Consider the following 22,674-nt stretch of genomic DNA (forward strand, 5'->3'; position numbering starts at 1 on the left):
TGCGCGGGGGAATCCGCTGCCGCGTTGTCGGTGCGGCGAGCTAGCCTTCACCACATGATCCGATCAGCCAAGCCGTCCGACGTCCCGGCCATCCTCGCGATGATCCGCGAGCTGGCCGAGTACGAGCGGGCACCGCAGGAGGCCAAGGCCACCGAGGAGCAGCTGCGCGCGGCGCTCTTCGGGGAGCACCCGGCGGTGTTCGCGCTGATCGCCGAGGAGATCGGCGACGGGGCGGCCGGGCCGGTCGGGTTCGCCCTGTGGTTCCGTAACTTCTCCACCTGGACGGGCACCCACGGGGTGTATCTGGAGGATCTGTACGTCACGCCGCGAGCCCGCGGCGGCGGCCACGGCAAGGCGCTGCTGGCCGAGCTGGCACGGATCTGCGTGGAGCGGGGATATGCCCGCTTCGAATGGTCGGTGCTGGACTGGAACGAACCGGCGATCGGCTTCTACGCGTCCCTCGGCGCGGAGCCGATGGAGGAATGGACCGTGCGAAGGCTGTCGGGAGAGCCGCTGCGGGCGCTGGCCGCCCAGGCTCCGGGCATGGCTTCGACCAGCGGTTCGTTGAGTGAGGCGACATCTCTTTCGAATTGAGACCGCAGACCCCTAGCCACGCTGCGTACTCATATGCTTACTATGAGTGATATCGGGAATGCTCATCTCGGGGGTTCACCCGCGACGGGGGCCGTGCTTCGTCCGGGCGACACCGAGTGGCAGATCGCGATAGCGTCGCAGCCGAACCGCACATCGCGCCGGTCCGTTATCCCTCCACCATAAGGGCATATGGCCGACGCTCCAATCAGCTCAGCTCAAACAGCTTGTGTCACCTTGGAGGTGAGGGTGTCCCAGATCGCAGGCGAGCCCGGGACCCAGGACTTCGTGGAAGTCCGGCTGCCCGCTGCGGGGGCCTATCTGTCGGTGCTGCGTACGGCGACCGCCGGCCTGGCAGCCCGCTTGGACTTCACCCTCGACGAAATCGAGGATCTGCGCATCGCGGTCGATGAGGCCTGCGCGATCCTGCTGCAGCAAGCCGTCCCCGGCAGTGTGCTGAGCTGCGTCTTCCGGTTGATCGACGACGCACTGCAGGTGACCGTGGCGGCTCCGACCACCGACGGCCGCGCTCCCGAGCGCGACACCTTCGCCTGGACGGTGCTCTCCGCACTGGCGGGCAAGGTGGATTCGACCGTCGCCGAGGACCGCACGGTCAGCATCAGCCTGTACAAGGAGCGCGGCGCCGGCCCCGGACAGCCGTGACGGAAAAAGGGGGCTCCGTGAGCACTGCATCATCGCGGGGAGTACGCACCCCGGCCATCCCGCACCCGCCGGCCCGACCGCATCCCGCGGACTCGGAGGCGGCAGGAGACCGACCAGAGCGGGCGGACCACATGGATCAGCACGAGCAGGAGCAGGTGCATCAGCAGCACGATCCGCACGACCGGAGTGGCGCGCGGGCGATGTTCGTCGAGCTGCGGGGGCTCCCCGAGGGCTCCACGGAGCGGGCCGAGCTGCGCAACAACCTCGTGCGCATGCACCTGCCCCTGGTCGAGCACCTGGCCCGGCGCTTCCGCAACCGCGGTGAGCCGCTGGACGACCTGACCCAAGTGGCCACCATCGGACTGATCAAGTCCGTGGACCGGTTCGACCCGGACCGCGGTGTGGAGTTCTCGACCTACGCGACCCCCACGGTCGTCGGCGAGATCAAGCGGCACTTCCGCGACAAGGGCTGGGCGGTGCGGGTGCCCCGCCGGCTCCAGGAGCTGCGGCTCTCGCTGACCACCGCCACCGCCGAGCTGTCCCAGCGGCACGGGCGCGCCCCGACCGTCCATGAGCTGGCCGAGCATCTGGCCATCTCCGAGGAAGAGGTGCTGGAGGGCCTGGAGTCCGCCAACGCGTACAGCACACTGTCGCTGGACGTACCGGACACGGACGACGAGTCCCCGGCGGTGGCGGACACCCTCGGCGCGGAGGACGAGGCGCTGGAGGGCGTCGAGTACCGCGAATCCCTCAAGCCGCTGCTGGAGGATCTGCCGCCGCGCGAGAAGAAGATCCTGCTGCTGCGGTTCTTCGGAAACATGACGCAGTCGCAGATCGCGCAGGAGGTCGGCATCTCCCAGATGCACGTCTCGCGGCTGCTGGCGCGCACTCTCGCCCAGCTGCGGGACAGGCTGCTGGTGGAGGAGTAGCGAGCGGTGCCCGGGGCGAGCCCCGGGCACTCCCTGAACTGGACTCCTAGGCGTCGCGCGGGCCGATGCCCAGCGCCTCCGTCGCGGTCGGGTTGATGAGCAGCCCCAGGACGGTGACGGCCGCGACGGCGGTCAGCACACCGATGGCGATCAGCCCGCCACCGTTCTGCACCAGCGTCCAGGCCACCGGCAGCGCCATCAGCTGGGTGATCATCGCGGGGCCGCGGCTCCAGCGGCGGCGCAGCCACAGCCCGCGGGCCGCCAGCAGCGGCAGCAGGGCCAGGGCGAGCACGGTGATCCCGAGCGTCTCCGCCTGCTCCGGGCTCTCCGGGTTCCCGGCCAGGCCCATGATCAGGACATAGACACCGAAGCCCACGAGCACCAGGCCCTCGACACCGGCGAGCACCGCGGCCACGGTCAGCCGGACCGGCCGGGGCCCCGCGGGCGCGGCGCCGGCCTCGGCGGGCTCGGCGGCGTCGGCAGGCTTGGCGGCGTCGGCGGCCTTCGTGGCGGGCCGGGCGGTCTTGGTGGCCGTCTTGGCGGGGGCGGGCTTCTTCCTGCTCACCCCAGCAGCGTAGCCGCCGTTGGACCCCGGCGGGCGGCCCCGGGGTTCGGGGAACGGCCCGACGGGTCGGTAGGCTGGCGCCCATGCGCGCACTCCTCGTGGTCAATCCGGCAGCAACCACCACCAGTGCCCGCACCCGTGACGTCCTGATCCACGCGCTCGCCAGCGATCTGAAGCTCGACGTGGCGACCACGGAGTACCGGGGACACGCACGCGACCTGGCCCGTCGCTCGGTGGACAGCGGCACCCATGAGCTGGTCGTGGCGCTGGGCGGCGACGGCACGGTCAACGAGGTCGTCAACGGGCTGCTGCACAACGGCCCCGCCCCAGGCGAGTTGCCGCGCCTCGCGGTGGTCCCCGGCGGCTCGACCAATGTGTTCGCCCGCGCCCTCGGTCTGCCCAACGACGCCGTCGAGGCGACCGGCGCCCTGCTGGACGCGCTGCGCGACGGCACCGAGCGCACGGTGGGCCTCGGCCTCGCGGCCGGCACCCCGGGCACCGCTGACGAGTCGGTGCCCGCCCGCTGGTTCACCTTCTGCGCGGGCTTCGGCTTCGACGCGAGCGTGATCGGCCGGGTCGAGCAGCAGCGCGAACGCGGCAAGCGTTCGACCCACGCCCTGTACATACGGCAGATGATGCGCCAGTTCTTCGGGGAGCCGAACCGGCGGCAGGGCACCATCACCCTCGGACGGCCCGGCCAGGACCCGATCCGGGAGCTGGCGCTGTCCATAGTCTGCAACACCTCCCCGTGGACCTTCCTGGGCAACCGCCCGGTCTACGCGGCGCCCCGCGCGTCCTTCGACACCGCCCTCGACGTGCTGGGACTCGCCAAGCTGTCGGCTCCGGCAATGACCCGCTACGCGACTCAGCTGCTGATGTCGACGCCCGAGCGGGGGCCCCACGGCAAGCATGTGGTGGGGCTCCACGATCTGACGGACTTCACCTTGCAATCCCAGGCGCCACTGCCGTTCCAGATGGACGGAGACCACCTGGGACTGCGTACGAGCGTGACGTTCACAGGCGTACGCCGTGCACTGCGTGTGATTGTGTGAGTCAGACCCCATAAAGTCCTTGTAGTCGAACGTTTAGGCTGGGATCCACCCCCGGGAAGTACGGCTGTGATACAGCCGACACCAAGGAATCAAAAAAAACTTTCCGGAAGGGGTTGTATCCGCCGCCGAGGTTTGCGAATCTCTTCTTGGCGATCGGGACGGCCCCACAGAAGGCCCCCTTGAGAGTCCGAACCCCCTCCTCAAACCCACGGGAACGCACCAGCGCCCAAACTGGCGGCGTCCCTGTCCTTGTCGAGGGATTCGTGAAAGCGTTCACATTCACAAGCAGCAAGCCCGCAATACGAGGAGATGGAGCAGCCATGGACTGGCGTCACAACGCCGTTTGCCGCGAGGAAGACCCCGAGCTGTTCTTCCCCATCGGCAACACCGGTCCTGCGCTGCTGCAGATCGAGGAAGCCAAGGCCGTCTGCCGCCGCTGCCCCGTCATGGAGCAGTGCCTGCAGTGGGCGCTTGAGTCCGGCCAGGACTCCGGCGTCTGGGGTGGACTCAGCGAGGACGAGCGCCGCGCCATGAAGCGCCGTGCCGCTCGGAACCGGGCGCGGAACGCCAGCGCCTGACCCTGAGACACCCCGTGGCCCCCGAGCCGCAGCGCGCAGTAGCCCCGATGCGCACAGCAACGTGAGCTTTTGAGCCCCGGACCATCCTGGTCCGGGGCTCAGTGCGTTGCCCCGGCCCGCACGTCCCCGGCGACGGACCCCGTGAAGGGGTCGTGAAGATGCTCAGTGCTTCTCCGCACGCACCGGTATGTCGAGGACCACACGTGTGCCGCGCTCCGGAGCGGGCACCATGTCGAAGGTGCCGCCGAGTTCGCCCTCCACCAGGGTGCGGACGATCTGGAGGCCGAGGTTTCCGGCGCGCTGGGGGTCGAACCCCTCGGGCAGCCCGCGCCCGTCGTCCTGGATGATCACCATCAGCCGGCTCTCCTCGCTGGTGCCGCCGCGCACCGCCGAGACCTCGACCGTGCCCTGCTCCCCCGGCCCGAAGCCGTGCTCCAGCGCGTTCTGCAGCACCTCGGTGAGGACCATGGACAGCGGGGTGGCCACCTCGGCGTCGAGGATCCCGAACCGTCCGGTGCGGCGGCCGGTGACCTTTCCGGGCGATATCTCGGCCACCATGGCCAGCACCCGGTCGGCTATGTCGTCGAATTCGACCCGCTCGTCGAGCGTCTGGGACAGGGTCTCGTGGACGATCGCGATCGAACCGACCCGGCGCACCGCCTCGTTGAGCGCCTCCCGCCCCTGGGCGGAGTCCATGCGGCGGGCCTGCAGCCGCAGCAGCGCGGCCACGGTCTGCAGGTTGTTCTTCACCCGGTGGTGGATCTCCCGGATGGTGGCGTCCTTGGTGATCAGCTCCCGCTCGCGGCGGCGCAGCTCGGTGACGTCCCGCAGCAGGACGAGCGAGCCGATGTGCACACCCTTGGGCTTGAGCGGGATGGCCCGCAGCTGGATGACGCCGTTCTCGCCGCTCTCGACCTCGAACTCGCGGGGCGCCCAGCCGCTGGCGAGCTTGACCAGCGCCTCGTCCACCGGGCCGCGCGCCGGGGCCAGTTCGGCGGTGGTCTCGCCCAGGTGGTGGCCGACGAGGTCGGCGGCGAGCCCGAGCCGGTGGTAGGCGGAGAGGGCGTTGGGGCTGGCGTACTGGACCACGCCGTCCGCGTCGAGCCGGATCAGCCCGTCGCCGACGCGCGGCGAGGCGTCCATGTCGACCTGCTGGCCGGGAAAGGGAAACGCTCCGGCGGCGATCATCTGGGCCAGGTCGGACGCGCTCTGGAGATAGGTCAGCTCCAGCCGGCTGGGGGTCCGCACGGTCAGCAGATTGGTGTTCCGGGCGATGACGCCGAGGACCCGGCTCTCCCGGCGGACCGGGATGGACTCCACCCGGACCGGGACCTCCTCGCGCCACTCGGGATCGCCCTCGCGGACGATCCGTCCCTCATCGTGCGCGGCATCGAGCATGGGACGGCGGCCACGGGGAACGAGATGGCCGACCATGTCGTCCTGATAGGAGGTGGGCCCGGTGTTGGGCCGCATCTGCGCGACCGAGACATAGCGGGTGCCATCGCTGGTGGGCACCCACAGGACGAGATCGGCGAAGGAGAGGTCGGAGAGCAGCTGCCACTCCGATACCAGCAGGTGAAGCCACTCGAGATCGGATTCGTCGAGGGCGGTGTGCTGGTGTACGAGATCGTTCATGGAGGGCACATGACGAGCCTACCCGGACAAGGGATGACCCTATTCGCACACAAGCATGGACAGACGGCACTGGTCTAGTCCAGAATAGCCAGCGATGCGATCTTCCGCTCTCCCCGCACAGGAGGGCGGATCGGAGGCACACGGCGCGCTCTGCCCTGACCGCTCCGTACGCCTCTTGAGGTCGGCTGCTCGGCCGACGAGCTCCGGGCTGCGGTGCCGGGTGGGTTGAGGGTCCCGCCCCGGCGCCGCGGCCCGCGGGTGTTTTTGCGGGCCGTCCTCGAAGCCTCAGCGCGTCTCGGTGACCTTCGCCAGCGCGCGCGGCGCGTCCGGGTCCTGCCCCCGGGCGATGGTCACCTCGTACGCCAGCATCTGCAGCGGCAGGATCTCCAGGATCGGCTGGACCTCCTCGGCGACGCCCTCGGTGGGCAGGGGGAAACCGGCGGACGCCCGGTCCACCTCGGCCTGGCTGCCGATCACCACGAGATCCGCGCCACGCCCGCGCAGCCGCTCCAGGACCGGCTGCAGCGCCTGGCCGCCCCTGCCCTCGGTGACGATCGCGATCACCGGCGAGATGTTGTCGACCATGGCGAGCGGGCCGTGCAGCAGGTCGGCGCCGGAGTAGGAGAGGGCCGGGATGTAGCTGGTCTCCATCAGCTTCAGGGCCGCTTCCTTGGCGGTGGGGTAGCCGTAGCCCCGGGAGGTGAGGACCATCCGCTCGGCGAACCGGTAGCGGCCCGCGAGCTGCTTCACCTCGTCCTGGCGGTCCAGGATCTGCTGGGCGAGGTCGGGCAGCGCCTTGGCGGCCGCGCCGTCGCCGCCGCGCAGCCCCTCGACGAAGAGGTAGAGGGCGAGGAGTTCGGCGGTGTAGGTCTTGGTGGCGGGCAGCGCCTTCTCGGGCCCGGCCAGCACGTCGATGTGGAATTCGGATACCGCGGCCAGCGGCGAATCCGCGTTGTTGGTGACCGCGAGGGTGATCGCCCCGGCCGCGCGGGCGGCCTCGGTGGAGGCGACCAGGTCCGGGGAGCCGCCGGACTGGCTGACGGTGATCACCAGCACATCGGTGAGGTCCTGCCGCGCGCCGTACGCGGTGGTGGTGGACATGGAGGTCAGGCCGCAGGGCTTGCCCAGCAGCACCTCCAGCAGGTACTTGGCGTACAGCGCCGCGTTGTCCGAGGTGCCCCGGGCGGTGAGCAGGACGAAGCGCGGTGCGCGCGCGGCGATCCGCTCGGCGGTCTCGCGGATCCTCGGAGCGCCCTGGTCGAGAATGCGGCGCAGCACCGCGGGCTGCTCGTTCATCTCGCCGGACATGATCCGGCCCGGCTGATCGCTGCTCGGGGCCGTCGTCGTGGCGGACATACTGGGTGCCTCCAGTGGCTGTGCCGGTGGTGCGTGGGGTGTCAGTGCCCGGCCTCGTTGCCGGTGGTGACGCGGGTCGTGACGCCGGTGATGACTTCCGCGGCCGCCCGCCCGCAGACCCGGGCGGCGCCGTGGGTCGCGATGTGCGGGGCCCCGCGGGGCGGTGCCTGGGGCACGCCCATCTCCACGACGACCGTGTCCGGCCGGGCGGCGAGCAGGGTGTCCAGGACGCCCGCCATCCAGCCGTGGCGGTGGACGTCGCGTACCACAGCGACGATCCTACGGTCCGCCCCGGCGTCGAGCATCTGTGCGACCACGGCGGGCGCGCCCCGGTCGGCGACGTCCTCGGGGCCGTAGGCGGTGGTCGTGGTGCCGGGGAGCAGCCGGGTCAGTTCGGCGGCGACGCCCCAGGGGGTCTCGTCGCCGACGGCGATGCCGGCCACCGGGGTGAGGGCGGCGACGAGGACGGGCCCGGCCGGCGGCCGGTACCCGGGGGCGCCCTCCGCCGGGGTGATCCGCAGGGCGCGGCGGGCGGCGGTGAGCCCCGCCTCCGGGGCGGGCACGATCCGCCGCGCCGCGTCCGGCCCTCCGGCGGACTTCGCCCACTCCCCCAGGGCCCGGACCCGCGCCGCGGCCTCGGCCAGCCGCTCCTCGGGGAGCCGCCCCTCCGTCACGGCCGCGACCAGCGCGTCGCGCAGCCGCAGCACGGTGTCCTCGTCGGCGAGGCCGCCGCCGACGCAGATCGCGTCGGCACCGGCGGCGATCGCCAGCACGCTGCCCCGCTCGATGCCGTACGCGTCGGCGACGGCCCGCATCTCGATGCCGTCGGTGACGATCAGGCCGTCGAAGCCGAGCCCGCCGTCGGCGACCGGGGCGCGCAGCAGCCCGTGCAGGGCGGCGCGGCTGAGGGTGGCGGGCAGGGCCGGGTCGAGCGCGGGCAGCAGGATGTGCGCGCTCATCACGGCCTTGGTGCCGGCGGCGACGGCCGCCCGGAAGGGCACCAGTTCGCGGGCGGCCAGGGTCTCGGGGTCGGCGTCGATGCGCGGCAGGTCGTGGTGGGAGTCGACGGCGGTGTCGCCGTGCCCGGGGAAGTGCTTGGCGCAGGCGGCGACCCCGGCGCCCTGCAGCCCCTCGATCCAGGCGGCGGTGTGCCGGGCGACGAGCCGGGGCGAGGCGCCGAAGGAGCGGACGCCGATGACCGGATTGTCCGGGTTGGAGTTGACGTCGGCGGACGGCGCCCAGTTGAGGTTGACGCCGCAGGCGGCGAGCCGGCGGCCGAGTTCCCGGGCGACGGCATGGGTCAGCCCGGTGTCGTCGACCGCGCCGAGAGCCAGATTGCCGGGGAAGGAGGAGCCGTCGCGCACCTCCAGACGGGTGACGTCGCCGCCCTCCTCGTCGATCGCCACCAGCACGTCGTCGCGTTCGGCGCGCAGCTGGGCGGTGAGCGCGGCGAGCTGTCCGGGCGAGGCGATGTTGCGGCCGAACAGCCCGACGGAGGCCAGCCCCTCACCGAGCCGGCGCAGCAGCCAGTCGGGGGCGGAGGTGCCGGTGAAGCCGGGCTGGAGGACGGTGAGGGCGTCCCGGGTGAGGGTGGCCGGTTCGCGCGCGAGGGTCGTCATGGACGTGGATCTTCCCTTCACCGCGCCCGAGGCGAGGCGACCGACACCGGCAGCGCCGCGACACCCGTCGCCGCCACGCGCGCACACTTCACGGCCGCCTACTCCCCACATCACCGAATGAGAGGTTTAATGGTTTAGACCACTTTACGCAGCGTGGCTCTCGACCTGGAGAGGTGTCAAGGGTGGACAACGCCGCTTCCGGCTCCGTTACCGGACCGACATCTCCCGACATCCGGTCAGGGAAGCCACCACGGACCCAGGCCGTGCCACGATGTGAGCCGCTGAAATCATCAGAGGCCGGTGACGGCAGCAGACAAGACGTCGGAAAGGGCGCGATGGAGACCGAGGGGGCAATGGCGGCGACGGCCACGAAGGCCACCGCCGAGAGCGGCAACAGCTCCGGCGGGGCGCGCACCGCGCGCGTCCCGAAGTACTACCGGCTCAAGCGCCACTTGCTGGAGATGACCGAAACCCTGCCGCCCGGCACCCCGGTTCCCCCGGAGCGCACCCTGGCCGCCGAGTTCGACACCTCCCGCACCACCGTGCGGCAGGCGCTCCAGGAGCTGGTCGTCGAGGGGCGGCTGGAGCGGATCCAGGGCAAGGGCACCTTCGTCGCCAAGCCCAAGGTCTCCCAGGCCCTGCAGCTCACCTCGTACACCGAGGACATGCGCGCGCAGGGCCTCGAACCCACCTCCCAGCTGCTGGACATCGGCTACGTCACCGCCGACGACCGGCTCTCCGCGCTGCTGGACATCGCCACCGGCGGCCGGGTGCTGCGCATCGAGCGGCTGCGGCTGGCCAGCGGCGAGCCGATGGCGATCGAGACCACCCATCTGTCGGCCAAGCGGTTCCCCGCGCTGCGCCGCAGCCTGGTCAAGTACACCTCGCTCTACACCGCCCTGGCCGAGGTGTACGACGTGCACCTGGCCGAGGCCGAGGAGACCATCGAGACCTCCCTGGCCACCCCGCGCGAGGCCGGGCTGCTGGGCACCGACGTCGGCCTGCCGATGCTGATGCTCTCGCGCCACTCGCTGGACGCGGCGGGCGAGCCGGTGGAGTGGGTGCGCTCGGTCTACCGCGGCGACCGCTACAAGTTCGTGGCCCGGCTCCAGCGTCCGAACGGCTGAACCGGACGCCCGGCTTCGCTTCTTTCTCATACCGATATGCGGACGGGTAGTGACGACCGCCGGTCCACGGGCTTAGATTCCTGCGCGTTGCACAAATGATCAGCACCGTTGATCAGCACGGATGCGCCGAGGGGACGGGAGCCCGCAGCCATGTCAGACACGTCCGCGGACAGGAGACCGGTCGTCACGCCCTCGCGTGTCGTGGCCGCGCTCTGTCTCATCGCGCCCTTCGTGGCGATGCTGTGGGTCGGCTCGTACGCGAAGATCGAGCCCACCTTCATCGGCATCCCGTTCTTCTACTGGTACCAGATGCTCTGGGTGCCCATCTCGGCCGCGCTGACGACGCTCGCGTACATCCTGGTCCGCCGTGAGCAGCGGGCGCGCAAGGGAGGCGGTTCCGCATGAAGGACGGCGTGAACGGCGTCGCGCTCGCCGTCTTCATCATCTTCTTCCTCGCCGTCACGGTGATGGGCTTCCTCGCCGCCCGCTGGCGGGCCGCGGAGAACGCCGACAACCTCGACGAATGGGGGCTCGGCGGCCGCAGCTTCGGCACCTGGATCACCTGGTTCCTGCTCGGCGGCGACCTCTACACCGCGTACACCTTCGTCGCCGTCCCGGCCGCCATCTACGCGACGGGCGCGGCGGGCTTCTTCGCGGTGCCGTACACGATCCTCGTGTATCCGCTGATCTTCACCTTCCTGCCCCGGCTGTGGTCGGTGTCCCACAAGCACGGATACGTCACCACCTCGGACTTCGTCCGCGGCCGCTTCGGCTCCAAGGGGCTCTCGCTGGCCGTCGCGATCACCGGCATCCTCGCCACCATGCCGTACATCGCCCTCCAGCTCGTCGGCATCCAGGCGGTGCTGGACGTCATGGGCGTGGGCGGCGGCGAGGACACCAACTGGTTCGTCAAGGACCTGCCGCTGCTGATCGCCTTCGGTGTGCTCGCCGCGTACACCTACTCCTCCGGGCTGCGCGCCCCCGCGCTCATCGCCTTCGTCAAGGACACCCTGATCTACATCGTCATCGCGGTGGCGATCATCTACATCCCGATCAAGCTGGGCGGCTTCGACGACATCTTCGCCAAGGCGGGCCACGCGCTGTCGCAGCCGGGCCCGACCGGCGCGCCCAAGGGGGCGCTGGCCAGCGGGGACAAACAGCAGTGGGGCTACGCCACGCTCGCCCTGGGCTCGGCGCTGGCGCTGTTCATGTATCCCCACTCGATCACCGCCACGCTCTCCAGCCGCAGCCGCGAGGTGATCCGCCGCAACGCCACCATCCTGCCGCTGTACTCGCTGATGCTCGGCCTGCTGGCGCTGCTCGGCTTCATGGCGATCGCGGCGGGCGTGAAGGTGGACAACGGACAGCTGGCGATCCCCCAGCTCTTCGAGAACATGTTCCCCGACTGGTTCACGGGTGTCGCCTTCGCCGCCATCGGCATCGGCGCCCTCGTCCCGGCGGCCATCATGTCCATCGCCGCGGCGAACCTGTTCACCCGCAACATCTACAAGGACTTCCTGCGGCCGGACGCCACCCCGGCGCAGGAGACCAAGGTCTCCAAGCTGGTCTCGCTGCTGGTCAAGGTCGGCGCGCTGGCCTTCGTCCTGACCATGGACAAGACCGTCGCCATCAACTTCCAGCTGCTGGGCGGCATCTGGATCCTGCAGACCTTCCCGGCCTTGGTGGGCGGCCTGTTCACCCGCTGGTTCCACCGGTGGGCGCTGCTCGCCGGATGGGCGGTCGGCATGCTCTACGGCACGCTCGCGGCGTACGGCGTGGCCAGCCCCACCCAGAAGCACTTCGGCGGCAGCTCGGACGAGATCCCCGGCATAGGCGAGATCGGCTACATCGGTTTCACCGCCTTCGTCCTCAACGTCGCGGTCACCGTGGTGCTCACGGTCGTCCTGCGGGCGCTGAAGGCCCCCGACGGTATCGACGAGACGTCCCCGGCCGACTACACGGCGGACGCGGGCGACCCGGGCGTCCAGGCCGACCTCCCCCCGGCCACGGCGGGCGCCCCCGGCGGCCACTGACGCCTGCGGCGGTCCGGCCGGATTCACGTGTACGGGCCGTCGGCTCCCTCATGGGAGCCGACGGCCCGTTGTCATGCGTCCTGGAGGACGCGAAAACCGGGCGGGCGTCCCGTGCGTTTGACTCGGCTACGGTGATTCGCCGCCTCTTCAACGACTGCGGCTGCGCAGGCCCGGCGCACGGTCGGCCAGCAGGCCGACCACCGCGGCGGTGCAGGCATGTGCGGTACCGATGGAGACACCGAAGCCGGCGGCGATCTGCGCGAGCGTGTCGTGCCGGCGCAGGTACACGAGACCGACCAGGGCACGCTGATGCGGCGGAAGCTTGCAGCGGCGGTCATCTTCCGGGTGACGATGAGGCATCGTGACGCTCAGTGCATCAGCTTCAGGCCCACCACGCCCGAGACGATCAGGCCCAGGCAGACGATGCGCCCCGCGCTCACCGGGTCGCCGAGCGCGGCCATGCCGTAGACCGCGGTGCCCACCGCTCCGATCGCGACCCACACCGCGTAGCCGGTGCCGATGGGGATGGAGCGCATCGCGTACGACAGTCCGGCCATGCTCAGCGCGGCAGCGATGACGAACAGCAGGGTGGGACGGAGCCGGCTGAAGCCGTGCGAGGCGGAGAGGGCCGCCGCCCAGACCGTCTCCAGCAGACCGGACAGCATCAGAAGAATCCACGCCATGACAGGAACCTCACGTAGTAACAGGCACGCTTACTACGTCGTCTTGTCCTGACCGGGTACGACGCGCTCGTCCGGGGTGCCGGGGGCACCGCGCCCCAACCTAACAGCGGGCCGGCGGCGCCGGGGCCGACCGGGGGCTGGTTGAGGTGGTGAGGGGTGGGCACTCCGTAGGGGCGCGTTGGCCGGAACGACCTTGCCCGATCCGGGAGGGCGATCATGAGCGAGCCCAGGATGAGCCCCCACATGCTCGGCATCTACCTCAACGACCACCTGGCGGGAGCGACCGGCGGAGCGGAGCTGGCCCGCCGGATGGCCCGGCAGCACCGGCGGTCGGCCTTCGGCGCCGACCTGGAGAACCTCGCCGTGCAGATCATGGAGGACCGGGAGGCGCTCCGGGCCGTCATGGCCGCCCTCGAGGTGCCCGTACGCCGCTACAAGCTCTGCGGTGGCTGGCTGGGCGAGAAGGCCGGGCGGCTGAAGCTCAACGGCCGGGTGCTGCGTCGTTCGGGGCTCAGCACGCTCATCGAGCTGGAGGGGCTGCGGATCGGGGTCGAGGGCAAGGCGATGCTGTGGCACACGCTGCTGGTCGCGGCGGGCCACGACGCACGCCTGGAGCCCGACCGGCTCAGCGAGCTGCTGGACCGGGCGCGGCGGCAGCGCACGGCGCTGAAGTCGCTGCACGACACCGCGGCCGCCGCGCTGTTCGCCACCGCACGGCCGGAAGAGCGGGAATCAGTGGTCGGCCCGTGACGCTACGCCGCCTTCAGCTCCCCGCTGTCCGCGTTCCTGGAGGAGACGCGACGCCCGGGCTTCCCGTCCACGGTGCTCCGCTGCGGCCGCGGGGAGCGCCTGACCGTGAGGCCGTGAGGCCGTGAGGCGAGCGGCGGTCCCCTTTCTTCCCGGACACCCTGATTCCACCAACTTGTTCGAGCCAATCCGGGGCAGAATGGCGCATTCCGCCATCATTGTGGCAACTGTTGTGCGCCTGTGCTCGTCCGAATGGGTGATAAGTGTGCCGCCGTACGTGGGCGGCACGAAAGCGACACAACGGGGGTTCGGCGATGTCCGACACGCTTGTCCACAACGATTTCGAGGAGTCCGAGGAGACCGGACCGGAGGGCCAGGACGGTCCGGAGGGGCGGACCGCTCCGCCCGCGCCTCCCGCGGCCGGGCTCGTGCCCTTCATGGACGCCCTGCGCGTACCGCCGCGGCTGCGCCCGGGCAAGGCGGAGGCGCTGGAGGGGATCACGGTCGATCTGCGCGCCACCTGGGTGCGGCTGCACTCGCAGTTGCCGCCGACCCGGGTGTGGGCCTACGAGGGACACTTCCCCGGGCCCACCATCGAGGTGCGCCGCAAGCAGCGGCTGCGGGTGGCCTGGACGAACCGGCTGTCCGGCGCGTACCCGGTCACCGCGTACGAGGTTCCGATCACCAACCCGCCCGCGAGCAACGCCCCGGGGCATGACGAGGCGGGCGCCGAGGAGGTCAAGGGCGTGGCGGAGCTGCCGCCGTGGTCGGTGACGCATCTGCACGGCGCTCCGACCGGCGCCGGCAACGACGGATGGGCGCAGAACGCGGTGCCGCCCGGTGACACGCAGCTCTCCGAGTACCCGAACGACTGCCGCGCGACGGCGCTCTGGTACCACGACCACGCCATGCACATCACCCGGTGGAACGTCTACACCGGCCTGGCGGGCATGTACCTCGTCCGCGACGAGGAGGAGGACGCGCTGCGGCTGCCGCGGGACGAGTACGAGGTCCCGCTGGTCCTGATGGACCGCAACCTCGACAAGGACCCCGACGGGCGGCTGACCGGGCGGCTGCTGCACAAGGTGCAGTCGGTGGGCAAGGACCCCGACGGGCGCAACGTCACGACCCCGTTCAACGGGCCGTACACGCTGGTCAACGGGGTCATCTGGCCGCACTTCGACGTCGAGGCGCGCTGGTACCGGTTCCGGCTGGTCAACGCGTCCAACGCGCGCTTCTACCGGCTGGCGCTGATCGACGAGGAGACCGGCGAGCAGGTGACGGGGGCGGTCAAGCAGATCGGGACCGACGCCGGTCTGCTGGACCGCCCGGTGGATCTCGACGCGCCGGTGTCCATCGCGCCGTCCGAGCGGATGGACCTGCTGATCGACTTCTCCCGGCTGCGCGGCCGCACGCTGCGCCTGGTCAACACCCCGGCCGGGAAGGCCCCGGGCGAGGCCGACGAGGTGAGCGGCGTGCCGTACCCGCAGGTGATGCAGTTCCGGGTGGACCGCACGCCGGTCCGTGACCGCTTCGTGCTGCCGAAGGTGCTCTCGTCCTTCCAGCGGATCACCCACGACAACGCCCCGGCGCACGGGCACCGGATCATCGCCCTCACCCCGCCCGGCACGGCCGGCGGCAACGGCCACCCGGAGATCTGGGAGCTCCGGCAGGTCGCGGAGGCCGATGTGACGATCCCGGGCGACGGTGTCATCCAGGTCAGGAACGAGAAGGGTGAGACGGTCACCTACCAGCGGATCTCCCGCTCCTTCGACGACACCATGGGCTTCAGCGTCGAGCTGGACTCCTGGGAGCAGTGGAGCTTCCTCAACCTGGGCGGTCCGACCCACCCGATGCACATCCACCTGATCAGCTTCCAGGCGATGAGCCGTCAGGCGTACGCGGCGGACGGCTTCGCCCCGGCGGTGGGCGGCACCGGCAAGGACACACCGGTCGCCTACTCCGGTGAGCTGGAGGTGCTGCCGAGCGAGCGGGGCTGGAAGGACACCATCCAGGTCGCGGGCGGTCAGATGGTCAACATCATCGGACACTTCACCGGCGCGACGGGCCGCTTCATGTACCACTGCCACATCCTGGAGCACGAGGACATGGCCATGATGCGGCCGTTCCTGGTGACTCCGGGCGAGGTGCTGGTCTTTGACCACCACCGCCCGGGCGGCGGCCACCACGGCGTCGCCTAGGACACGTGACACCGGCAGCCCGGGTGCGCCCCGGGCTGCCGGTGCCGTACGGGTCACGTGTAGGTGTAGCCGCCGGGGACGGTGGTGGTTCCGGTGGCCGTCACCAGGGTGACGGTCGCGGGGCCGACCACTCCGGGCGGAGTGACGCCGGTGACCGTGGTGGCGGTGGCGGTCACACCGGTGGCGGGAACGCCGTTGAACAGCACGCCCAGCACGCCGCCGAGGTTGGTGCCGGTGATGGTGAACGCCGTACCACCGGCCGCCGTTCCCGTGTTGGGCGTGATCGTGGTGGCCACCGGCGGGGGCGGAGCCACGAAGTAGGTGAACCCGCCCGGAATGGTGACCGCGCCACCGGGTCCGGTGACGACCACGGCGACGGTGCCGGCCGAGTGCGCCGGGGTGACGCCGACCAGTTGGGTACCGGCGGGGTTCACGGCCACGATGGTCGCGGGGACGTTGGCGAAGGTGACGCTGGTGACGGTGTTCAGGTTGGTGCCGTTGATCAGGAACACCGTGCCGCCGGTGGTCGGGCCGAACGCCGGGGTGATGGAGGTGGCGGTGGGCGGGGGCGGCGCCACGTAGTTGTACGGCTGGCTGTTGCTGGTGCCGGCGGTGGTGGTGACGAGGACCTGGACGGGCCCGGCCGCGTGCGGCGGAGCGATCACCACGATGGTGTCGTTGCCGTTCTGGCTGACGATGGGGGCGGGAATGCCGCCGAAGGTCACGCTGATGACGTTGTGCAGGTTCACCCCGGTCAACTGGACGAGGTTGCCACCGCCGGTGGGGCCCGAGTTGGGCACCACGGACAGCAGCAGCGGCGGTCCCCACGGTGCCGGGGGCCACCAGGGCCAGTGGCCCTCGGTGGGTGCGGCGGACGCGAGATCGGTCGAGGTCATGGTCGATCCTCCCGGAGAAGGGTGAGGGACGCGCACCCGTCGGCCGCCGCACGATGCAGGCCGACACCGGAAGAGAGAAAGGGGAAGCGGCCGATCAGGGCGCGGAAGTGGCGCGCGGAAAAGGTACGGAGAAACGAGGCGAATGCCCGGCTCCTGAAAATGGCCGACGAGGTAGGGAACAGGCCCGGCGGCCACTTTCCAGTTATCCACGCACCCCCGCTTCGCTCAAGACCCAGCGGCGGTCATCACTCGTTCGGCGTATGGCTCGCTGGCGTCCGTCGCGCTTGTAATGAGTGGTATCGGCAGTTGAGGTCGCCCATCCTCGGCCGGAGTCCGTCTCCCCGTCACTGGCTTGACCGAACCGGTAGGGAACGACCCCCATGAGCCTGGCAGCGTTCCTCCTCGCCCTCGGCACCACCTGCCGTATCACCCGCTTCCTCACCAAGGACACCCTGGCGGCGGGGTTCCGGATGTGGATAGCCGACCGGTTCGGCGACGACTCTCCGGTCACCTATCTGGTCAACTGCGGCTGGTGCACCAGCACATGGGTGGGCGGGGCCACCGCCGTGTACGCCGCATCGCTGCACACCACCGCGTGGTTCCACATCCCGGCCACCGCCCTGACGCTTTCCTATCTCGCCGGTGTGGCGTCGCGGTGGCTCGACTGAAAGGAGAAAGCACCCATGGGCTGTAACTGTGGTGGCGGAACACCGCAAAGAACCGTCGTTTACCAATTGACGATGCCGGACGGCACGGTCCGGCGCTATGTGACCTTTCAGGAGGCCGAGGCGGCCAACAAGCGCGCCGGTTCCACCGGAGTGATCACCGCCGTCACCCCGTGACCGGCCGGCTGTCGGCGCTCTGCGGCAGACTGCGGGCATGGATGTCACGATCAGACGCGCGCGGGACGAGGAACTGGACGACATCGGGGAACTCACCGCCCGGGTGTATCTCGGGGACGGGCTGCTGGACTTCGGAGACGACGACCCCTACCTGGCCACGCTGCGCGACGCCCAGCGGCGGGCCGCGGAGGCCGAGGTGCTGGTCGCGGCGGACGCGGCGAGCGACGCGGTGCTGGGCGCGCTGGCGTTCGCCGTGCACGGGGGGACGTATGCGGAGCTGGCCCGTCCGGGCGAGGGCGAGTTCCGGATGCTCGCGGTACGGCCCGAGGCGCGGCGGCGCGGTGCGGCCGAGGCGCTGGTGCGGGCCTGCATGGACCGGACGCGGGAGCTGGGGCTGCGGCGGATCGTGATCAGCAGCCACCGGAAGATGACGGCCGCCCACCGGCTGTACGGGCGGCTCGGCTTCGTCCGGGCGCCGGAGCGGGACTGGGAGCCGGTCCCGGGGGTCGCGCTGTGGGCGTTCACCGTGGAGATATAGCCGCGGAGATACGGGCCGGGCCCGCCGGTTACGTCACGGCAGCCAGCCGCGTGCCCGCAGGGCGGCGGTGAACCTGGCGTACGAGGCGTCGAGGGCGGCCTGCTCGCGCGCGTCCGGTTCGACGTCCCGGCCGGGGCGGACCATCGCGGCGGCGCTCGCCGTGAGGTCCGGGTGGAGGGTCCCGGAGGCGGCCAGCAGGGCGGCGCCGAAGGCCGTTTCGGCGTAGTCGGCGACGCGCAACGGGCGGCCGAGCACGGTGGCGCGGATCCGGGACCACAGCGGGCTGCGGCTGCCGCCGCCCGCGGCCCACAGCGGGCCCTCGACCGTCACGCCCAGCTCCGCCACCCGCTCCAGCGCGAGGCGTTCCAGGAAGGCCACACCCTCCAGCGTGGCGCGGTGCCGGTCGGCGTCGTCGGCCGGAGTACCGAGGACGAAGCCCCGGGCCGCGCCGCTGACGAACGGGAACCGCTCGCCCTCACCCCTCAGCGGATACGCGACCACGGAGGCCGGGCCGCGCTCCGCGGCGGCGCGGTCGAGCGCGGGCAGCCGCTCGGACGGGAGGTGGGCGACGGCCTCGCCCCCGGTGTTGGAGGCGCCGCCCGGCAGCCACCAGCCGTCGGGGTGGCGGTGGCTGTAGAGCGCGCCGGAGGGGTCGGCGACCAGGTCCCGGGTGACGCCCTTGAGGACGTACGTGGTGCCGAGGATCCCCACGAACTGCCCGGGCCGCACGGCCCCGGTGGCGAGTTGCCCGGCGCAGCCGTCGGTCATGCCGAGACGGACCGCGCAACCGGTCGGCAGCCCGGTCTCCGCCGCGGCGTCCGCGCACACCGTGCCGACCGGGGTGGCCGGTGCCCGGACGGACGGCAGCCACCGGGCGGGTACGCCGAGCGCGTCGAAGACCTCGCCCGGCCACTCCCCGGCGCGCGCGTCGTAGCCGCTCTTGAGCGCGTGCGACCAGTCGGTGGCGACGGGCCCGCCGGTGAGCCGCCACCCGACGAGGTCGGGGGTGTGGAGGAGGTGACGGCCCCCGCCGTGGGCCGTCTGACCGCCGCCGCCCGCCAGCCAGGCGATGCGGCCCAGGGCGGCGGTCGGGCCGACCGACAGGCCGAGGGCCCGCCAGCGCGCGGCGCCCGCCTCCTGGGCCCGGGCGTTGAGCGCGGCGGCGCGGCGGTCGTCGTACATCAGGGCGGGGCCGAGGGGTTCGCCCCGGCCGTCCGCGAGGACGATCGTGCCGGAGGTGGCGGCGACGGCCACCGCCACGACCTCGCGGCCGCCCGCCGGAAGCGCCCCGGTGGCCTGGCGCAGGGCCGCCGCGACGGCGGGCCACCAGGCCGTGGCGTCCTGTTCGCTGTGGCCGCCCGCGCCCCGGCGCGGGGGCGGGAGTTCCGCACCGCCCCGCGCCCGTACGCGCCCCCGCGCGTCGGCGCACACCACGCGCACGGCCGCCGTGGCGATGTCGATTCCCGCGACGACCTCGGGCCGGTCGGACATCACGTATCACGTCCCTCACGCGTGGAGTTAAGTTAACACTGACGACGTTAAGAAGGGCGGCGTCAGGAAGGCCCCGGCGCGATCCTCACGTCCGTACGCTCCCGCCACTCCCCCACCAGCCGGGCGTCCGCCGCGCCGTCCACCACCAGATGGTCGAAGTCGGCCAGCGGGCGCAGCCGGTGCAGCGCCGTGCGCCGGGTCTTGGACGCGTCCATCAGCAGCGCCGTGCGGGCGGCGGCGGCCAGCATGGCGCGCTTGACCAGCACCACGTCCTGCTCCTGGTGGTACGTGGTCGCCCCGTCCATGGCCGAGGTGCTGACCAGGGCCAGGTCCACCGAGAGCGCCGCGATCGCCTCCGCGCAGGGCACGCCGAGGAAGGAGTCATGGGTGTGCGAGTACTCCCCGCCGAGCCCGATCAGCCGGATCCGGGGCACCCCGGCGAAGACCTCGATCACCCGGCGGGCGTTGGTCACGACCGTCAGCGGGGCGGACTCCACCAGCAGCCGGGCCAGCGCGAGGACGGTCGTGGAGTCGTCCAGCATCACCGACATCCCCGGCTCGACCAGCTGCGCGGCGGTGGCGGCCACCGCCTCCTTCTCGGCCCGGTGGGCGCCCATCCGGTAGGCGAGACTGGACTCGAAGACCGACGAGGGCAGGGCCGAGACCCCGCCCCGGAACTTGCGCAGCACGCCGAGCCGGGCCAGCTCGTCCAGGTCCCGGTGCACGGTCATCAGGCTGACCCCGGTGAGGTCGGCCAGCTCCGCCGCGGTGGCGGTGGAGTGCGCGAGGACGTGCTCGGTGATGGTCTGCCGGCGGGCGTCCTGGGAGCGGACCGTGGTCATGGGCGGGACCCTCCCGCAGCGCCGTCCGTGGGCACGTTCAGGGAACGCAGCGCCGTGCGCTCGCCGTCGATCCCGATCTCGGTCACCGCCGCGTTGTCCAGCCGGGGGAAGACCGCGCGGTAGCGGCCGACCGGGATGCCGAGCAGGGTGCACAGCGCCGCCCGCAGCAGGCTGTTGTGCGCGACCACGAGCACGGTGCGGTCCGGATGCGCGGTGGCCAGCCGCCGCAGCGCGGCGACGGCGCGGGCCGCGGCCTCGCCGGGCCGCTCCGAGCCGGGGAAGGCGCCGGACTCGGGGTCGTCGCGGAACGCCCGGACGGCCGCCGGGTCCTCCGCCTCCATCTCGGCGAGGGTGCGGCCCTCGCCCCAGCCGAAGTCCATCTCGCGCAGGTCCTCGACGACTTCGGGGGCCAGGGACAGCGCGGTGGCGGCCGGTTCGGCGGTGTGCCGCGCCCGGCTGAGCGGCGAGCAGGCCACCGCGTCGATCCCGCGGCCCTTCACCCACTGGGCGAGGGCCCGCGCCTGCCGGTGGCCGCGCTCGGTCAGTGCGATGTCCGAGGTTCCGGCGTACCGGTTCTCCGCGTGCCACACGGTCTCTCCGTGGCGTACGAGCAGCAGTCGGGCGGTCATCCGGGGCCTCCGATGCGTCAGCCATTGCCTGATCACGTCTCAGATGTTAAATCTAGCATCGCTCATGTGATGGAGCGCCGGGGTTCCGAGGTTTCCGGAGGGCAGCAGGCCATGCGCGTGATCATCGGAGTGGATGTCGGCACCTCCGTCACCAAGGCCGTGGCCTTCGGCCCCGACGGGGCCGCGCTCGCCTCCGCGGCCCGCCCCAGCCGGCTGAACCGGCTGCCCGGCGGCCGGGTCGAACAGGACCTGGAGGACGTGCTCGGCACGGTCGCCGAGGTGGTGCGCGAGGTGGCCGCGGCGCTCCCCGGCCCGCCCGCCGCGCTCGCGCTCACCGGCCAGGGCGACGGGCTGTGGCTGCGCGACGAGGCGGGCCGGGCGGTCCGTCCGCCGATCTCCTGGCTGGACGGCCGGGGAGGCGGGACCGTCGCCCGCTGGCGCGCCGACGGCACGCTCGCCGCCCTCCACGCCCTCACCGGCTCGGGGTTGTTCCCGGGCTGCCACGCCCCGCTGCTGCGCTGGCTGGCCGAGCACGAGCCGGAGGCACTGGAGCGGGCGGCGGTCGCGGGCTACTGCGTGGACGCGGTGGCCCAGCGGCTGACCGGCGTCATCACCGTGGACGCCTCCGACGCCTCCCTGCCGTTCCTCGACGTCACCACCCGTACGTACGTGCCGGACGCCCTGGAGCTGTGCGGGCTGGCCGGCCACGCCCGGCTGCTGCCCCCGCCCGCCGCGCCCGGCACCGTCCTGGCGCTGGACGGGGAGGGGGCCCGGCTGACCGGGCTGCCGCCCGGGCTGCCCGTCGTCTCCGGCCCGTACGACCTTCCGGCGTGTGCCATCGGCAGCGGGGTGCGGGACGTGGGCGACGGGCTGCTCATCGTCGGCACCACGCTGGCCTGTCAGGTGCTCACCGACCGCGCGGTGGTCGACCCGGCCGCCGATCCGGCCGGAATGTGGCTGTGCACACCCGACCCGGACCGCTGGCTGCGCGCGATGCCCGCGATGGTCGGCACCGCCGCCCTGGAGTGGGTGCTCGATCTCACAGGGACGACCACGGCCGCCCTGGACACCCTGCTCGGCCAGAGCCCGCCGGGCGCGAACGGCGTGACCGCGCTGCCCTTCCTGTCCGGCGCCGGGGAGCGCGCCCCGTTCGTGGAGCCCGCCGCCCAGGGGCGGTTGGACGGCCTCACCCTCGCCTCCACTCGCGCCGACACCGTACGGGCCGTGTGCGAATCCATCGCCTACGCCGCCCGGCACTGCCTGGAGGCGGCCGGGCTCTCGGGGCGGCTCGCGCTGTGCGGCGGAGGCGCGCGTTCCGCCGCCTGGACCGAGATCTTCGCGAACGTCATCGGCCACCCGGTGGCCATTCCCGACGAGCCGGAGGTCGGCGCGCGGGGCGCGGTCGCAGTCGCCCGGCGGTCGCTCGGCGACCCCGGGGACGCGTCCCGCCGGCGCGCCGCGTCCCGTACCGTCGAACCCCGGAGCGAGCTTCGCGGCGCCTACGAGGACGGCTACGCCGACTACCGCGGCCGCCTCGCCCGTGCCCTGGACGAATGGCGGGCGAGCGGCCCGGCGAGCTAGTTTTCCCTGGGATTCCGACGCGGCCAAGGTCCGACGCAACCAGCACATATATGCGAATCCACCCAGCTGACGACAC

At 71.9% G+C, this 22,674-nt stretch carries 22 protein-coding genes, 1 pseudogene and 1 riboswitch; of the genes and pseudogenes, 13 read left to right on the top strand and 10 right to left on the bottom strand.

Annotated features, from left to right (window positions below):
* Window positions 1–54 precede the first annotated feature (54 nt).
* The 3 genes from ACFZCY_RS09275 (at window position 55) to ACFZCY_RS09285 (ending at window position 2,183) form a co-directional block, all read left to right on the top strand.
* The gene (locus ACFZCY_RS09275; protein ID WP_391170594.1) at window positions 55–594 is read left to right on the top strand and encodes a GNAT family N-acetyltransferase; all 540 of its coding nucleotides are present in this window, start codon (window positions 55–57) and stop codon (window positions 592–594) included.
* A gap of 246 nt (window positions 595–840) precedes the next feature.
* Complete coding sequence (locus ACFZCY_RS09280) at window positions 841–1,254, top strand: anti-sigma regulatory factor (RefSeq protein ID WP_009715155.1); 414 nt, start codon at window positions 841–843, stop codon at window positions 1,252–1,254.
* A 17-nt stretch (window positions 1,255–1,271) separates the two neighbouring features.
* Window positions 1,272–2,183 carry an RNA polymerase sigma factor SigF gene (locus tag ACFZCY_RS09285; RefSeq protein WP_063787081.1) on the top strand — a complete coding sequence of 304 codons (912 nt, stop codon included), beginning with the start codon at window positions 1,272–1,274 and terminating at the stop codon, window positions 2,181–2,183.
* A gap of 46 nt (window positions 2,184–2,229) precedes the next feature.
* Here ACFZCY_RS09285 and ACFZCY_RS09290 read toward each other — a convergent pair whose 3' ends face one another.
* Window positions 2,230–2,748, bottom strand: coding sequence for a hypothetical protein (locus ACFZCY_RS09290; RefSeq protein WP_391170596.1), 519 nt, complete (start codon window positions 2,746–2,748; stop codon window positions 2,230–2,232).
* A gap of 83 nt (window positions 2,749–2,831) precedes the next feature.
* On the opposite strand from ACFZCY_RS09290, the gene ACFZCY_RS09295 reads away from it, so the two are divergent.
* Window positions 2,832–3,800 carry a diacylglycerol kinase family protein gene (locus ACFZCY_RS09295; RefSeq protein WP_391170598.1) on the top strand — a complete coding sequence of 323 codons (969 nt, stop codon included), beginning with the start codon at window positions 2,832–2,834 and terminating at the stop codon, window positions 3,798–3,800.
* Between the two features lie 320 nt (window positions 3,801–4,120).
* Window positions 4,121–4,378, top strand: a complete 258-nt coding sequence (locus tag ACFZCY_RS09300; protein ID WP_003953983.1) for a WhiB family transcriptional regulator — start codon at window positions 4,121–4,123, stop codon at window positions 4,376–4,378.
* A gap of 162 nt (window positions 4,379–4,540) precedes the next feature.
* On the opposite strand, the gene ACFZCY_RS09305 is transcribed toward ACFZCY_RS09300, so the two are convergent.
* The 3 genes from ACFZCY_RS09305 to ACFZCY_RS09315 form a co-directional block, all read right to left on the bottom strand.
* Window positions 4,541–6,013, bottom strand: coding sequence for a histidine kinase N-terminal domain-containing protein (locus ACFZCY_RS09305; protein ID WP_391170600.1), 1,473 nt, complete (start codon window positions 6,011–6,013; stop codon window positions 4,541–4,543).
* Window positions 6,014–6,298: 285 nt separating this feature from the next.
* Entirely contained in the window at window positions 6,299–7,369 is a 1,071-nt protein-coding gene (locus ACFZCY_RS09310) for an SIS domain-containing protein (protein WP_391170602.1), read from the bottom strand.
* Window positions 7,370–7,410: 41 nt separating this feature from the next.
* Window positions 7,411–8,988 carry a glycoside hydrolase family 3 N-terminal domain-containing protein gene (locus ACFZCY_RS09315; protein ID WP_391170604.1) on the bottom strand — a complete coding sequence of 526 codons (1,578 nt, stop codon included), beginning with the start codon at window positions 8,986–8,988 and terminating at the stop codon, window positions 7,411–7,413.
* A 353-nt stretch (window positions 8,989–9,341) separates the two neighbouring features.
* Between ACFZCY_RS09315 and ACFZCY_RS09320 the strand changes: the two genes are divergently transcribed.
* The 3 genes from ACFZCY_RS09320 to mctP all read left to right on the top strand — a co-directional run bounded on the left by ACFZCY_RS09320 (window position 9,342) and on the right by mctP (window position 12,148).
* Window positions 9,342–10,115, top strand: coding sequence for a UTRA domain-containing protein (locus tag ACFZCY_RS09320; RefSeq protein ID WP_391170606.1), 774 nt, complete (start codon window positions 9,342–9,344; stop codon window positions 10,113–10,115).
* 150 nt (window positions 10,116–10,265) lie between these two features.
* A complete protein-coding gene (locus tag ACFZCY_RS09325) occupies window positions 10,266–10,520 on the top strand; it encodes a DUF3311 domain-containing protein (protein ID WP_055547929.1) in 255 nt (84 codons plus the stop codon).
* Complete coding sequence (gene mctP / locus ACFZCY_RS09330) at window positions 10,517–12,148, top strand: monocarboxylate uptake permease MctP (protein WP_391170609.1); 1,632 nt, start codon at window positions 10,517–10,519, stop codon at window positions 12,146–12,148. The genes ACFZCY_RS09325 and mctP overlap by 4 nt, the downstream gene beginning before the upstream one ends.
* Window positions 12,149–12,313: 165 nt before the next feature.
* Here mctP and ACFZCY_RS09335 read toward each other — a convergent pair.
* Both ACFZCY_RS09335 and ACFZCY_RS09340 read right to left on the bottom strand, forming a co-directional pair.
* Window positions 12,314–12,490: pseudogene (locus ACFZCY_RS09335) on the bottom strand (transposase family protein); the annotation flags it as partial.
* A 26-nt stretch (window positions 12,491–12,516) separates the two neighbouring features.
* Entirely contained in the window at window positions 12,517–12,831 is a 315-nt protein-coding gene (locus ACFZCY_RS09340) for an SMR family transporter (RefSeq protein ID WP_391170611.1), read from the bottom strand.
* A gap of 32 nt (window positions 12,832–12,863) precedes the next feature.
* Window positions 12,864–12,925: riboswitch (guanidine-III (ykkC-III) riboswitch) on the bottom strand.
* A 122-nt stretch (window positions 12,926–13,047) separates the two neighbouring features.
* Between ACFZCY_RS09340 and ACFZCY_RS09345 the strand changes: the two genes are divergently transcribed.
* Window positions 13,048–13,581, top strand: coding sequence for a hypothetical protein (locus tag ACFZCY_RS09345; protein WP_391170613.1), 534 nt, complete (start codon window positions 13,048–13,050; stop codon window positions 13,579–13,581).
* Between the two features lie 311 nt (window positions 13,582–13,892).
* Complete coding sequence (gene phsA / locus ACFZCY_RS09350) at window positions 13,893–15,779, top strand: O-aminophenol oxidase PhsA (RefSeq protein ID WP_391170615.1); 1,887 nt, start codon at window positions 13,893–13,895, stop codon at window positions 15,777–15,779.
* Window positions 15,780–15,832: 53 nt separating this feature from the next.
* Here phsA and ACFZCY_RS09355 read toward each other — a convergent pair whose 3' ends face one another.
* Window positions 15,833–16,675 carry an IPT/TIG domain-containing protein gene (locus ACFZCY_RS09355; protein WP_391170617.1) on the bottom strand — a complete coding sequence of 281 codons (843 nt, stop codon included), beginning with the start codon at window positions 16,673–16,675 and terminating at the stop codon, window positions 15,833–15,835.
* Between the two features lie 380 nt (window positions 16,676–17,055).
* Here ACFZCY_RS09355 and ACFZCY_RS09360 point away from each other — a divergent pair, with 380 nt between their 5' ends.
* Window positions 17,056–17,343, top strand: coding sequence for a hypothetical protein (locus tag ACFZCY_RS09360; RefSeq protein WP_391170619.1), 288 nt, complete (start codon window positions 17,056–17,058; stop codon window positions 17,341–17,343).
* Window positions 17,344–17,554: 211 nt separating this feature from the next.
* A complete protein-coding gene (locus ACFZCY_RS09365) occupies window positions 17,555–18,055 on the top strand; it encodes a GNAT family N-acetyltransferase (RefSeq protein ID WP_391170621.1) in 501 nt (166 codons plus the stop codon).
* A gap of 33 nt (window positions 18,056–18,088) precedes the next feature.
* On the opposite strand, the gene ACFZCY_RS09370 is transcribed toward ACFZCY_RS09365, so the two are convergent.
* From ACFZCY_RS09370 to ACFZCY_RS09380, 3 genes are all read right to left on the bottom strand, one after another.
* Complete coding sequence (locus tag ACFZCY_RS09370; RefSeq protein WP_391170623.1) at window positions 18,089–19,546, bottom strand: FGGY family carbohydrate kinase; 1,458 nt, start codon at window positions 19,544–19,546, stop codon at window positions 18,089–18,091.
* 62 nt (window positions 19,547–19,608) lie between these two features.
* A complete protein-coding gene (locus ACFZCY_RS09375) occupies window positions 19,609–20,388 on the bottom strand; it encodes a DeoR family transcriptional regulator (RefSeq protein ID WP_391170625.1) in 780 nt (259 codons plus the stop codon).
* Window positions 20,385–21,017: a histidine phosphatase family protein gene (locus tag ACFZCY_RS09380; RefSeq protein ID WP_391170627.1), complete on the bottom strand. Its 633-nt coding sequence runs from the start codon at window positions 21,015–21,017 to the stop codon at window positions 20,385–20,387. Before ACFZCY_RS09380 ends, ACFZCY_RS09375 begins: the two co-directional genes overlap by 4 nt.
* Window positions 21,018–21,128: 111 nt before the next feature.
* Here ACFZCY_RS09380 and ACFZCY_RS09385 point away from each other — a divergent pair, with 111 nt between their 5' ends.
* Window positions 21,129–22,598, top strand: coding sequence for an FGGY family carbohydrate kinase (locus ACFZCY_RS09385; RefSeq protein WP_391170629.1), 1,470 nt, complete (start codon window positions 21,129–21,131; stop codon window positions 22,596–22,598).
* The last annotated feature ends 76 nt before the right edge of the window (window positions 22,599–22,674 follow it).

The sequence above is a fragment of the Streptomyces sp. NPDC007983 genome (genome assembly GCF_042958345.1).
Classification (GTDB): domain Bacteria; phylum Actinomycetota; class Actinomycetes; order Streptomycetales; family Streptomycetaceae; genus Streptomyces.

Bases quoted from the DNA above. Each gene is read 5' to 3' on its own strand.
- ACFZCY_RS09275 (WP_391170594.1), top strand. From the start codon at position 55: ATGATCCGATCAGCCAAGCCGTCCGACGTCCCGGCCATCCTCGCGATG.
- ACFZCY_RS09295 (WP_391170598.1), top strand. From the start codon at position 2,832: ATGCGCGCACTCCTCGTGGTCAATCCGGCAGCAACCACCACCAGTGCC.
- ACFZCY_RS09300 (WP_003953983.1), top strand. From the start codon at position 4,121: ATGGACTGGCGTCACAACGCCGTTTGCCGCGAGGAAGACCCCGAGCTG.
- ACFZCY_RS09305 (WP_391170600.1), bottom strand. From the start codon at position 6,013: ATGAACGATCTCGTACACCAGCACACCGCCCTCGACGAATCCGATCTC.
- ACFZCY_RS09310 (WP_391170602.1), bottom strand. From the start codon at position 7,369: ATGTCCGCCACGACGACGGCCCCGAGCAGCGATCAGCCGGGCCGGATC.
- ACFZCY_RS09315 (WP_391170604.1), bottom strand. From the start codon at position 8,988: ATGACGACCCTCGCGCGCGAACCGGCCACCCTCACCCGGGACGCCCTC.
- ACFZCY_RS09320 (WP_391170606.1), top strand. From the start codon at position 9,342: ATGGCGGCGACGGCCACGAAGGCCACCGCCGAGAGCGGCAACAGCTCC.
- ACFZCY_RS09325 (WP_055547929.1), top strand. From the start codon at position 10,266: ATGTCAGACACGTCCGCGGACAGGAGACCGGTCGTCACGCCCTCGCGT.
- mctP (WP_391170609.1), top strand. From the start codon at position 10,517: ATGAAGGACGGCGTGAACGGCGTCGCGCTCGCCGTCTTCATCATCTTC.
- ACFZCY_RS09340 (WP_391170611.1), bottom strand. From the start codon at position 12,831: ATGGCGTGGATTCTTCTGATGCTGTCCGGTCTGCTGGAGACGGTCTGG.
- ACFZCY_RS09345 (WP_391170613.1), top strand. From the start codon at position 13,048: ATGAGCGAGCCCAGGATGAGCCCCCACATGCTCGGCATCTACCTCAAC.
- phsA (WP_391170615.1), top strand. From the start codon at position 13,893: ATGTCCGACACGCTTGTCCACAACGATTTCGAGGAGTCCGAGGAGACC.
- ACFZCY_RS09355 (WP_391170617.1), bottom strand. From the start codon at position 16,675: ATGACCTCGACCGATCTCGCGTCCGCCGCACCCACCGAGGGCCACTGG.
- ACFZCY_RS09360 (WP_391170619.1), top strand. From the start codon at position 17,056: ATGAGCCTGGCAGCGTTCCTCCTCGCCCTCGGCACCACCTGCCGTATC.
- ACFZCY_RS09365 (WP_391170621.1), top strand. From the start codon at position 17,555: ATGGATGTCACGATCAGACGCGCGCGGGACGAGGAACTGGACGACATC.
- ACFZCY_RS09370 (WP_391170623.1), bottom strand. From the start codon at position 19,546: ATGTCCGACCGGCCCGAGGTCGTCGCGGGAATCGACATCGCCACGGCG.
- ACFZCY_RS09375 (WP_391170625.1), bottom strand. From the start codon at position 20,388: ATGACCACGGTCCGCTCCCAGGACGCCCGCCGGCAGACCATCACCGAG.
- ACFZCY_RS09380 (WP_391170627.1), bottom strand. From the start codon at position 21,017: ATGACCGCCCGACTGCTGCTCGTACGCCACGGAGAGACCGTGTGGCAC.
- ACFZCY_RS09385 (WP_391170629.1), top strand. From the start codon at position 21,129: ATGCGCGTGATCATCGGAGTGGATGTCGGCACCTCCGTCACCAAGGCC.